Below are 394 nucleotides of genomic sequence, written 5' to 3'. Positions count from 1 at the left end.
GTACGTCATCACTCAAGGATGAAATGACCGGAATAATCATAACGCCCATCACCAAGCCGCTTGCTAGTGCGCTGTTAAAAGCAGCATCGACACCAAACTGTTCCGCTATTGCTACGATGGCTGGAGCCACTGTCAACGCAGCAAAGAAGCCATAAACGACAGTCGGGATACCCGCCAGAATTTCGAGCAAGGGCTTCAATATTTTTCGCTGAGCTGATGAGGCATATTCACTCATATAAATCGCATTACCCAAGCCAATGGGTATCGATACCGCTAACGCAATAATTGTGATCATGAAGGTACCGGCGAAAATCGGTACTGCACCGAAGGAGCTTTCTCCATGGCTCATGTGCCACTCGGTACCTGTAATAAAGTACCAAAGGCTTTTTAATTG

The 394-nt window shown here is 47.0% G+C and carries 1 protein-coding gene; it reads right to left on the bottom strand.

Going from position 1 to position 394, the window contains the following annotated elements:
* Positions 1 to 394 (bottom strand): PstC family ABC transporter permease (locus tag A3761_RS06220; protein WP_369808184.1); only part of this gene is annotated, 394 nt, incomplete at both ends.

This window comes from Oleiphilus sp. HI0123, assembly GCF_001635315.1.
Note: the sequence above shows the minus strand (reverse complement) of the source record. Positions and strands in the feature narration are given on the sequence as shown.